Origin of the sequence: Alkalihalophilus pseudofirmus, from assembly GCF_029094545.1 — a bacterium.
In the GTDB taxonomy this organism is placed as follows: domain Bacteria; phylum Bacillota; class Bacilli; order Bacillales; family Bacillaceae_D; genus Alkalihalophilus; species Alkalihalophilus pseudofirmus.
Genome location: NZ_CP117835.1, coordinates 1,179,952 through 1,191,347, shown reverse-complemented (window position 1 = coordinate 1,191,347; position 11,396 = coordinate 1,179,952). Strand labels below are relative to the sequence as shown.

At 41.9% G+C, this 11,396-nt stretch carries 9 protein-coding genes; all 9 read right to left on the bottom strand.

All coding sequences use genetic code 11. The annotated features are described in order from the left end of the window. Positions 1 to 131: 131 nt before the first annotated feature. The 9 genes from yqgO to PQ478_RS06090 all read right to left on the bottom strand — a co-directional run bounded on the left by yqgO (position 132) and on the right by PQ478_RS06090 (position 11,388). Entirely contained in the window at positions 132 to 332 is a 201-nt protein-coding gene (gene yqgO, locus PQ478_RS06130) for a protein YqgO (protein WP_012958207.1), read from the bottom strand. Positions 333 to 375: 43 nt separating this feature from the next. Next, a complete protein-coding gene (nhaC, locus tag PQ478_RS06125; RefSeq protein WP_289236163.1) occupies positions 376 to 1,764 on the bottom strand; it encodes a Na+/H+ antiporter NhaC in 1,389 nt (462 codons plus the stop codon). 879 nt (positions 1,765 to 2,643) lie between these two features. Next, positions 2,644 to 3,660: a thiazole biosynthesis adenylyltransferase ThiF gene (locus PQ478_RS06120; protein ID WP_289236162.1), complete on the bottom strand. Its 1,017-nt coding sequence runs from the start codon at positions 3,658 to 3,660 to the stop codon at positions 2,644 to 2,646. 12 nt (positions 3,661 to 3,672) lie between these two features. Beyond that, positions 3,673 to 4,458 carry a DUF92 domain-containing protein gene (locus tag PQ478_RS06115; RefSeq protein WP_012958203.1) on the bottom strand — a complete coding sequence of 262 codons (786 nt, stop codon included), beginning with the start codon at positions 4,456 to 4,458 and terminating at the stop codon, positions 3,673 to 3,675. Next, positions 4,458 to 5,018: a 5-formyltetrahydrofolate cyclo-ligase gene (locus PQ478_RS06110; protein ID WP_289236161.1), complete on the bottom strand. Its 561-nt coding sequence runs from the start codon at positions 5,016 to 5,018 to the stop codon at positions 4,458 to 4,460. Before PQ478_RS06110 ends, PQ478_RS06115 begins: the two co-directional genes overlap by 1 nt. 236 nt (positions 5,019 to 5,254) lie before the next feature. Beyond that, the gene (rpmG, locus tag PQ478_RS06105) at positions 5,255 to 5,404 is read right to left on the bottom strand and encodes a 50S ribosomal protein L33 (protein ID WP_012958201.1); all 150 of its coding nucleotides are present in this window, start codon (positions 5,402 to 5,404) and stop codon (positions 5,255 to 5,257) included. 117 nt (positions 5,405 to 5,521) lie between these two features. After that, positions 5,522 to 6,199, bottom strand: a complete 678-nt coding sequence (locus PQ478_RS06100; RefSeq protein WP_289236160.1) for a hypothetical protein — start codon at positions 6,197 to 6,199, stop codon at positions 5,522 to 5,524. Next, positions 6,132 to 8,558, bottom strand: coding sequence for a sugar phosphate nucleotidyltransferase (locus PQ478_RS06095; protein WP_289236159.1), 2,427 nt, complete (start codon positions 8,556 to 8,558; stop codon positions 6,132 to 6,134). Before PQ478_RS06095 ends, PQ478_RS06100 begins: the two co-directional genes overlap by 68 nt. Positions 8,559 to 8,574: 16 nt before the next feature. Next, positions 8,575 to 11,388 carry a 1,4-alpha-glucan branching protein domain-containing protein gene (locus PQ478_RS06090; RefSeq protein ID WP_289236158.1) on the bottom strand — a complete coding sequence of 938 codons (2,814 nt, stop codon included), beginning with the start codon at positions 11,386 to 11,388 and terminating at the stop codon, positions 8,575 to 8,577. Positions 11,389 to 11,396: the final 8 nt, after the last annotated feature.

Genomic DNA, 11,396 nt, shown 5'->3' with positions numbered 1-11,396 from the left:
CCTATCCCTTATAGTATAACAAGGGCTCTAAAGGTTAGGACATTAATAAGCCTTATAGTATGTATATATACGAAAAAGTCTGATGCCATACTTTAACTTTCATTAAAGTGAACATCAGACTTTCTTGTTTGTTACACATTTTGAGGTCGATTAGACTGCAGAACGGATCCTAGCATACGGTCTCTGATCATCGGGATCTGCATCGCAAAACCGATAATTACTTTCCGTAGCCAACGGCGTCCGAGCACTGCATTAATAACACGGTAGCGATATTTGTAAGCAAAGTAAAAAGACAAGATTAAACTAACAATTGAGATAAGACGGCTAAACATGGTCATCCCTCCTTATCCTTACTTTGCATCAAATCCACTTGCTTTATCCACGTTTATTTGCAAGAGACTGCTCTTTCCCTACCCCAATTCCTAGGTAGCCAAATAAAATGGTCATAAATGGAGACAAAAATAAGAAGAAAGCAAACGGTAGGTAATCAATCACATCTACCCCTAATGTACTCGCAAAGAAAGCGCCGCTTACTCCCCAAGGGATAAGGGGGTTCACTAATGTCCCTGCATCCTCAAGTGTTCTTGAGAGATTCTTTTTTGCTACGTTAAGCTTTGTATAAAATGACTCAAACGTTTTCCCAGGCAATAATATTGACAAGTACTGCTCTCCTGTTACTACATTAACTCCGATAGACGATGTTGCAGTCGCTGCAATCAAATGTCCGCGTGAAGATAATTTTCTTGTTAGCGATTGAAGGAGTGTATCAATAACACCTATCCGTTGAATCACTCCGCCAAGCGTAAGAGCAATCATAACAAGTGAAATTGACCACATCATTGACTGCAATCCACCGCGATTCACGATGCCGTCAATGACTTCATTCCCTGTTTCCATCGAGAAACCATTTTGGATAATAGTAAACCATCTAGCAACATCAGCATTCCCTTGGACAAAAGCAGCTGTTATAATACCAGTCAATATCCCGACTACTAATACAGGTATTGTCGGAAAACGTCTCATTGCTAAAATCACAACTAGAAGAGGTGATAAAAGCGTGAGGATGCTAAGGGTAAATTGAGAATCGAGCGCTGTAAGCATCGCTTGGATATCTTGTGTCGTGCTCGTTGTTTGACTTCTCCCTATCATGAGAAAAAGAATGACCGTAATGACGAAGCTAGGAACGGTTGTCCAAAGCAAGTGGCGAATATGATCAAATAAGTCTACTCCGACAATACCCGGAGCAAAGTTTGTAGTATCAGATAATGGAGACATTTTATCGCCAAAACAAGCCCCGCAAACGACAGCACCAGCTGCAATAGCAGGATCAATACCAAGTGCGGTACCAATTCCCATCATTGCCACTCCAATCGTACCAACTGTCGTAAATGAGCTTCCTGTAAAGCTTGAAACAATCATGCAAATGAATAAAGTACTAACAGCGAACCACTCAGGCGAAATGATGGATAACCCGTAAAATAAAAGGGTAGGAACGGTTCCGCTCATCATCCATACAGCAATGACAATCCCAACAAGCGCCAAAATAAAAATAGGCTTGATCCCTATTTTTAATCCATCAATCATTGCACTCTCAAGGTCATTCCACTTAACCTTTAAATAACGTCCAAAGACCGCAGCAATAAGAAGACATACAACTAGCGGAATATGCGGTTCAACCTTTAACACAAACATACTCGTAATAATAATGGCCATCATGACCCCTAATAATAGCAACGTAAATCCAACGGTAGCTTTTTTCTCCATCCTTCTTCTCCCCTACTCTATTTCTATCACAATACTTTCGTACTTTTACGCTTTTATGCTTTTACGCAGTTAAGTGTTCAATAAACATATCGTAGACCAAACCACAACACCCGTCAATAACTTTTTTGAAATAGTATATAAGAAAAGCGGAGGCGACTGGGCTGGCATGCGGAAATACTAGGGGCAGCGATATGAAGTCGCTTTTTGACTTCATTCGATGCACCGGTATTTCCCGCAGGACAAGGAGCCGGAGCTAGACAGGAAGAAAAGCTGAATTGGCTGTTCAGGTCAAAGGAGGGTGGAACTTTGACAATTAGAAGCGCTTTTTGCTTCATTTGGCAAAGTGAAGCCGACGACGACCTAGCCAATGAAGCTAGACAATAAGAAAAGCGGAGGTGACTGGGCTGGTATGCGGAAATATGAGGGGCAGCGATATGAAGACGCTTTTTGTCTTCATTCGATGCACCGTTATTTCCCGCAGGACAAGGAGCCGGAGCTAGACAGGAAGAAAGGCTGAATTGGCTGTTCTGGCATTCGAAAACTTAGGGGAAGCAATAAGAAGTCAGATAAGGACTCATCAAATTGCGCCCATTGGACGACTTATTGCGTCGGTTAAAAAATGAATTGCGCGGGTACCCACCGTAATTGCTCCTGTGTGACCACTTATTGCGTCACTCTACTTTTATTGCGTTAGTTCAGCCTGTAATCGCGTCTAGATACTTATATTATGTCTCTACTTTTACAATTATTGCGCGTACTTGAGATTGATCTAGTTGCGCCTATTAAAGAATGACTTTGTATCGCCGCTGTCCTCTGTTTATCACTCCTTTAATCAATCACAAAAAAGACAGAGGCACAACCACCTCTGTCTTTTCGCAATTAATCGCCTATATATTTGCTGTATAAGCTTTTTGCCCGGGCTATATCTTCTGTTCCTTGAATTAACACACGGCCATCTGGGAAGAGTACGAACTTTTCCCCTTCAGTTAACTGGACACGGAGAAGAAACGGCGTCTTCTTCACTTCTGCCACTCGTTCCAGCCTCTCTGACCACTCATTTAAATCTATTTTATGCTCGCGCTGGATTTGTACCGTTTCACGTCCGCATAAGGTTGTAATAAGGTCTCCACTTGCATGTAAGGCCGGATACTCTTTTTTCTGACATGTTGGACAGCCTTCTTTTGCTTTGGTCATCTTCATATCATATTGATGGTTGCCCCAAAGATCAAAGGTACGTAACGTGTTACGTAATGCCTTTTTATCACCAACTAAATATTTCATTGCTTCTACCACCTGATAAGAAGCTACGATGTCAACAACTGGGCTGATTACGCCAATCGTATCACATGTCTGGCCTTGTGTTTCTCCGTGGTCAATAAAGCATCGAAGACATGGTGTTTCACCCGGAATAAATAGAGCCGACATCCCGCGCGCACTTACAGCACCTCCATAAGCAAAGGGAATTCCTTTTTTAAAGCATGCATCATTTAATAAGAAGCGCGTTTTAAAATTATCTGTACCATCTAATACAAGATCTACCCCGTCCATTAACGAGTCGATATTCTCAATCGATGCATCACAGACAATCGCATCAACTTCTACATCAGAATTAATTCGTTTTAGTTTTTCTTTGGCAGCAATGGCTTTTGGAAGATGCTTCGCTACATCTTCTTCATCAAAAAGCATTTGTCTTTGCAGGTTGCTTTGTTCAACATAATCACGATCTACAATTCTAACCATGCCGACACCTGCACGAACAAGATGGTTACTAAGAACCGTCCCTAATGCACCGACCCCAATCACCAGCACTTTTTGATCACTTAATTTCTTCTGACCGCTCTCACCGATCGGCTGAAACAGCATCTGTCTAGAATAACGTTCATAGGTGTTTTCCATTCCCTTTCCTCCTTACAACAAAAGCCAGGCTACTCCTATACCTAAAAGGGCGCCTGAAGCTGTACATGCTATATTTACAACATCATTATTAAGCCATTTAAGCCCTGACATATACTCTGTTTGACTCCCGCAATGCTCAGTGGCTTCTGTCTCAATGCCGCATTCCCTGCATTTATACAGAACTTGAAAAGATGCACCAACTAATGTATCTATAATATTTCCTAAAAAGCCTACAACCGTTAATGCAATTAATAGGACATGACTGTTATGGTAAGCACTCCACCATCCTAAGATAGCAAATACAGATATGAGAAAGCTGCCAGCAAAGGCAGCAGCTGATCCTAAAGCTGTTATCGCCCCTGATGTACCAGGTTCTACTCGCTTCCAAGTGAGAATATGCAAAGGGCGCTGCCTGCTTAATGTTCCAATCTCAGAAGCCCACGTATCTGCATTGGCTGCAGCAAGACTTGAGACAAAAGCAAAAATCCAGATGGGTGAAGGGTTGAATCCATAAAAAAGCGCCATTAAGGCAGCTACTCCCCCGTTCGCCGCAACTTGCCACGCATCTCGCCTATCCCCTTTTTCAATAACATCACTCGCCTTTCTCCCTCTCCACAATGAGCTCCACATACTCGAAGTAATAAAGAAAATAGCAAGCACCATCAGTCCATAAAACCCTAGTCCAAATGCAATGCACCACCCAACCACTACAGCTGCCAAAGCCCCTGATACTGTCAACTTTTTAAGATAGTAAGCTGCAGCTGCCAATAGAACGACGCCGATATATAACCCTGCCATTACAGCAATACTCCATTAGGTGCGAGCAGGTGGTCCACTTTTTGGTCATGAGCTTCTGTTGGCAATTTATCAACAAGCTGACAAAAATATGCGAGTGCAGCTGTCACCCCGTCGTAGCTTTTTAAATATGTATCATAGTAGCCGCCGCCATAACCAATACGGTATCCAGCCTTATCAAAACCTAACCCAGGAACGATCATAAGATCAATTTGACTTGAATCTACTTTATGACATTGATCTGGCTTAGGTTCAGATAAGCCAAAAAAAGTAGGTTCTAAGTCTTTGAATGAAATGATGCTGTAGAAAGTCATCTCTCTTGTCCCTTTAATTACTTTTGGTACGGCTATACGTTTTCCCGCGTACCAAGATGCTTCAATTAATGAAGTTGTATCTAATTCTCTGCCTTTAGAAATAAAGAGACCGATTAATTCAGCCTTCTGATAGTAGCTCTGTCTTTTCATAAGATCGCAAAGATTGTTTGATTCTTCTTTTGCTGTTGAATCTGAGAGCTCTTCCATGTTTCGTTTAAACAATTGCCTATAATCAGCTTTTGATTTCATGTCACCCTCACTCCCTATATCGTCAAAACCATACGCAATTCACTCATGTATTTTATTTATAAAGGTACTTTATCTACGAATAAATTCTACCCTATGTTTCATTTTAAATAAATTTTATGTATAAAAATAGATGGGATCTTTAAAAACAGGCCTTCGCATCTAAGCGAAAGCCTATCTCTTTCTTCATTTAAACAAAAGATGCAACAAAAAAATAAGCAGTGGAAGAATCCAGCTGCTTATTTTGTCTCACGGTGAAGAGTGTGACGCTTTAATCGTGGGCTGTATTTTTTAAGTTCAATACGCTCAGGATTTTCGCGTTTGTTTTTTGTTGTAATGTAGTTACGATCGCCTGTCTCAGTGCAAGCAAGAGTGACTTGTACACGCATCCGTTATCCCTCCAAACTTAGCTATAGCTTACTTCATACTTGAATATGATAGCAAATCTACAGAGAGGGATCAAGTGTTTTTTCTTTACAGCGGAAATTCTTCTCTTTTATTTAGTTTTATTTCTGAAGAAATTCATTAATGAATGTTTCACTGCCCACCATTGATCGGCTGACATCCATCCATTGATCAACCCTCGTTTCTTCATGACTGCTTAAATTCAACTTTACAGCCATTACACTCTCATGCGATTCGGCACACAATGGCCTAACTATTGTATGTCCATTGTCCTCTTGCCATACTGAATCGATTCCGCCAACAGCATATTCAACTGCACTTGCTTTCATCCCTTTAACAAACGTAGTCGTATAGTGAGGATGGCTGTAGTGAACTAACGCTTTTGATTCAGGAGCATAAAAGCTCATTGCTCGCTTTGTATTGCCGAGAAAAGGTTTCTGATGCAGAACTAATACAATTTGCTGGCTGTTTGCTTCTTCATTTCGGATAAATACCTGTCTATGATAGCCGCATCGATTTGTAATGTCACGTTCAATGATCGTTAGATGGAGGTGCAGTTTAGGGTGATACGCAGTAAGTAATTTAATCCCTCCTGCCCTTCGATACAGCGGCGCGAATCTCCACACGTCTTCTCTCAGCCAGCTCGTCCGTCCCTCTTTCCAAATGCCAATCTCAGAACGGAGGTTGTTGTTAGGCTGATTTAGCGAATGATTATGATGTGTGAACGGCTGTGTTTCTTGCGAGAAGCTCATGGATTTGTTCAATGTAGTAATTTGCATGAACTCTTGCCACCTCTGGTTCATCGGCTTGCGCGTAGATCGTAAAGATTGGTTCGTTCTGGTCTGGAACAATGTAAGTCCAACCTCCTTCTGGATGTCTAACTTTCATCCCTTCGATTAACTCTACTTCTTCTTCCTTAAGTGCTTCCATCAATGCACGCATAACCATTCCCTTTTGGTCTGTCTGGCACGGGACTTCTTGTTTAAACATTGATTCAACAGGCAGGGAAGATAAATATTGCTGCAGTTCCTCATCTCTTGTGCTTAATGTCTGAATTAAATGGACGGCTGCATAGGCTGCATCAAAGCAGTATAACTGTACGTTCTCTTCTGCGATCATCATCTCTCGTGCTGAGGCTTTTGTTCTAATCACTTCTTTTTGAAAACTTCTAATATACTCTTCTAAAGATGCACCGGCATATAACGGCAGAGCTACACGCCCTTTTTTACTGTAGTGAAGATGCATATCGACAAACATAGCTAGTTTCTCTTCATCTGTTACGATATGACCTTCTCTTGTTAGAACCGTTAAAAATTCACCCGTTTCTCCTAGAACAAAGCCAATTTCAGAGTCTGAAAGGGTCATTCCTACTGAGATGTCTCCCATATTTATATTACCAATCGAGGTTTCAACCACACATCCAATTGATTGTAATACGTGAGAGAACTGTTGTACTGTTACTTGATCTGTTCCGTGGACAGATACCCTCCATCCTTGACTCTCAATTAACACAGAGTCGATCCCGTCCTTTAATGTATCTGTATACTCTTGTAATAAATTTGATTGAACCTCGTATTCTCCAACACGGTCAAAAGCGACACGGCGGTAAGAATTAAATGTAACGATCTTATCAATTTCTTTTTGCACAGATGTAGCTATCGGCAATCCTTCTTGGTCAAATAATTCAATGACAATGCGATTGCCTTCACTTACTCTAAGGTGTGCGCCCCCTTGAAAACGATGAGCTGAAATGATCTTCCGAAAACTTGGAACAGCAGCTTCTTCTAAATCTGTCACATTCACTCCCGTTGCTTGGACGCCTTGAGCAAGAGATAGCTTTAAAAGCCGGGTAAAAGATTGATCATCTCCTGAGATTAAAAAAGTGCTCCCAACAGGCATTGCACTTGCAAATCCTGCACCGAGACGGCTCACGTGTTCAGGAGTCATTTCGACATTAGCAATACCGCTTGCACGGTGTGATTTAAGGACAGGAACCGTTGCATCCTGATCGTTCCAAATAACAGATTGAGAAATCACTGATCCTGCCTGAATGCGTTTATGAGGCCAAATTTTCATTCCAGGCTGTATGCACACATCATCCTCAATCTGACAATTAGAACCTAGCACCGCTTGTTCATAAATGGTAGATTTAGATCCCAACTGGACTCCGCCGCAAATTGTCACCCCGCGCAGCTCTGCTTGCTGACCGACATATACCCCGTCCCATAAGACAGAGCGCTTAATCGTCGCATCTTCAGAAACAATGGAGTCTTTTCCAACAATGGAAAATGCACCAAGCTTAGCATTTGATCGAACCGTAGAATGAGCTCCCACAAATACAGGTGCTTCCAATTTGACCCCTTCTTCAATCGTTACATGCTCATTCATCCAGATTCCCGGCTCAACTTCAATGCCGCTGATTTCTGCTTTAACATCCCGGTTAAGAAGATCCATATGAGCTTGACGGTATTGTTCGAGATTTCCGATATCTGACCAATACCCCTCAGCTGCATAACCATAGATTCCTGCACGATCTTCTAGAATTCTAGGGAATACATCTTTACTAAAGTCTACAGGTTTATCAGATTCAATATAGTTAAAGATACTAGGGTCCATCACATAGATCCCTGTATTAACCGTATCACTGAACACTTCGCTTACACTCGGCTTTTCAAGAAAACGGATAATTTCATGCTGTTGATTTGTCATAATGACACCGAACTCTAAAGGAGACGGCACTTGCTTCATGAAGATGGAAACGAGAGCATCTTTTGCTTTATGAAAGTTTATGCCAGCTTCAAGGTCAAAGTCAGTTAGCGCATCTCCTGACACAACCACAAAAGGCTCATCAAGAAATGCCTCGGCCTGCTTTACACTGCCTGCTGTTCCTAGCGGTTCTGTTTCTTCAAAGTACGTTAAGTGAACACCAAATTCTTGACCGTCGCCGAAATAGTCGCGAATCTCGTCTGGCAAATAGTGCACGGTCACAGCAATATCTGTTATTCCATGTTGCTTTAAAAGCTCAATGCTGTACTGCATAACCGGTTTCTGTAAAAGTGGAACCATTGGTTTTGGTAATTGACATGTTAGTGGACGTAATCTCGTTCCCTTTCCTCCTGCCATAATGACACCTTTCACTTAACTCCGCCTCCTTTTAATTGGCCACTACAAGCGTACTGGCTAAACACATTTCAAATTCTCTCTCTGTTTGTTTGGCAATCGCGCCCCAATCAAATTTTGTTTTCACATCTCGCAGTCCTTGAGTAGCGATCCCTTCTCTTAAAATCGGGTGATTATATAAATACATGACTTGAGCCGCTAAGCTGTCTTTATCTCCAGGAATCATCTTCAAGCCGTTTTCTCCGTGCTGAACAATGGAAGATAAGCCCCCTACATCGGAAACAATTGTCGGCTTTCCTGCGGCCATTCCTTCTAATGCCACAATGCCAAACGGTTCGTAAAGACTTGGAAAAATAGCGGCATCAGCTTTTGTAAACCAGTCATTTCTTTCTTCATCTGTGATGAACCCTAGAAATACAACGTGGTGATCTAATTGACGCCTTTGGACCTGTTCTTGAAATTCTCTTAGCATTGGACCTTTCCCCGCTAATACAAAGCGGATCGGAGCTCCTTTATGCTTCAGGTCTTCAGCTGCATCAATAATCGTCTGAAATCCTTTTTCTTTTACCATTCGTCCTACTGAAAAAACGGTAAACATTTCATTTGACTCTAGTTCCACCGTTGAATCTCGCAATGATCTTACTAGATCAAGATCGACCCCGTTAGGAATCACGCTTAATTTTTCTTCTGGAAGCGAGAAGATCGTCATCAGTTCTTCTTTCATGTAATCGCTGCATACGACTACTCGGTCTGCTTCATACGTAAGCTCCCATTCTTTTTGGTTAATTTCATACTGAAGCTCGGTATGAATGCCGTTATTTCGTCCATGTTCGGTTGCATGGATGGTTGCGAGCAATGGTACACCGAGTGATGCTTTTAACGCTTTCGCTCCCACTCCAACAAGCCAATCATGAGCATGAATCACATCAAATTTCTCTGTACGGCTGAGCTTTTCAGCATACAATGTCATCGCTACATTTAAGCTTCCAACCCAATCAAAGAAAGAATCCGCTTCAGGCTGCAATCCATTTAATCGATGCACATGAACTCCTTGATTGACTTCATACTGCGGGTAGCCGTTTACAGAAGACGTTAGGACATGAACCGTGTGTCCGTCCTGCACCAATGCACGAGAAAGATCAAATACATGTCTTGATAGACCGCCTACCATCATTGGCGGGAATTCCCAGCTCAACATTAAAATCGTACGGCCTTTCTTATTTTCCTCATTCGCTGTCCCTTCTTGTGACTTTGTCTGAACATAAGAATCATGAGGAGAAAGAAATACATTCTCGTCTATCGAAGAAAGAAACGGGAATGCGCTTTCTTGCTTTTCCACCCAAGCATCCGTTAATTGTTTAGTGAACATTTGATTCTTTAATCGGTCAAACCGATCAACATGTAAATGAAACCTCTCTTTCGCGTAATCTACTGCACTATCTCCATCAACAATAAAAGCCCAATCACTGCTTACAGCAAGCATCCACTCTCGAATCATCTGCTTAATCACTCGTTTTTCAAGCTCAGTCGGCTGACTGTGAAGAGCGACAATAGCTGCTAGATCTTGCTCTATTCGGTGAAGATGTTTGTACATATAATCATTTTTAGGGTTCAACCAGACGTCCCCATATCCATCTCGGCCCCAGGTGGCATACGAGATATGGTTCGTTTCCAAGTCTTGAAAGTGACGGTCGAGATACGTTTCTGGACTAATAAACGTCGTCTCTTCATTCGCTCCCATCAATACTTGTCCAATCCATTCCGTACCTTCAAACCACCAATGTCCAAATAACTCCGCATCAAAAGGAGCGACCATTACATACGGAGGATAGGCTTGATCCGCGTGTTGTTCTCTAAATTGATTAATAGAGCTTAGATAGTGCTTTGCGTGAGTGTTAATCTTTGCTTCAGCCCACTCTCTGTTGTAAGCATCCTTATGTTCGGTTTCACCTGTTACTCGGTAGTATTTAAGCCCTGTATCGACACGTATGCCATCTTCATGTACATAGTCTTCGATGTAGTCCCAATCTCTTTCATAACCTATATCACGATAAAATTCACGATAGTCTGGGTCACCCGGATATCCTAGTGTAGAGCTCCACACTTTACTAGAAAGCTCTGTATGTCTTGGGAATAAAACTAATCCATGCGGCGAATAGACTGGTGCACCAGAGCCTTTTTCAGGCTTTGGATCAGCACTTAAAATAGTATGTTCATCGACAAATGTGTAGCGAATTCCTTCTTCCATCAGCACCCGGTCAATCCCAGGGGCATATGCGCACTCAGGGAGCCAAAAGCCACGAGGATTAAAACCAAAATGACGGCTAAACGCCTGAACCCCTTCCCTTATTTGGGAACGAAGTGCAGCTTCCGTTTTTACATAAGGAAGAAAAGCATGGGTAGCAGCGGATGTCATTAATGTAATGAATCCTTTTTCATAGAAATGTTTGTATGCTTTCAACACATTTTTGTCCCATTTCAGAAAAGTTTCGCGAATCTTCTGATATCTCTTTTTATAAAATGGAATGATCGACTTAAAGGACGGGTTAAGCGATGAATGATCTTCTATATACGTTGCTTCTTTTCGTAGTAACTCCTCCGTTTTTAATAAATAGTGTACGTACCTATCTTGCATGAGAGGATCTGCGAGCATCTCCATAAGTGGTGGTGTAAAGGAAATTGTCAGCCCATCTTTTACTTCGGCGGACTCAATCGACCAAAGTAAGGGGATGTATGTTTCAGTCATCGCCTCAAATAACCATCTCTCTTCTAAACGATTTTCTTCCTCATGTCTTACGTATGGTAAATGGGCATGTAAAACAAATGAAAAGTAACCATTATTCAACACAACTCTCC

What these genes read in the sequence shown, in the direction of transcription:
- PQ478_RS06110 (WP_289236161.1), bottom strand. Translation starts at nt 5,018, where the DNA reads ATGAAATCAAAAGCTGATTATAGGCAATTGTTTAAACGAAACATGGAA.
- PQ478_RS06115 (WP_012958203.1), bottom strand. Translation starts at nt 4,458, where the DNA reads ATGGCAGGGTTATATATCGGCGTCGTTCTATTGGCAGCTGCAGCTTAC.
- nhaC (WP_289236163.1), bottom strand. Translation starts at nt 1,764, where the DNA reads ATGGAGAAAAAAGCTACCGTTGGATTTACGTTGCTATTATTAGGGGTC.
- rpmG (WP_012958201.1), bottom strand. Translation starts at nt 5,404, where the DNA reads ATGCGTGTACAAGTCACTCTTGCTTGCACTGAGACAGGCGATCGTAAC.
- yqgO (WP_012958207.1), bottom strand. Translation starts at nt 332, where the DNA reads ATGTTTAGCCGTCTTATCTCAATTGTTAGTTTAATCTTGTCTTTTTAC.
- PQ478_RS06120 (WP_289236162.1), bottom strand. Translation starts at nt 3,660, where the DNA reads ATGGAAAACACCTATGAACGTTATTCTAGACAGATGCTGTTTCAGCCG.
- PQ478_RS06100 (WP_289236160.1), bottom strand. Translation starts at nt 6,199, where the DNA reads ATGCAAATTACTACATTGAACAAATCCATGAGCTTCTCGCAAGAAACA.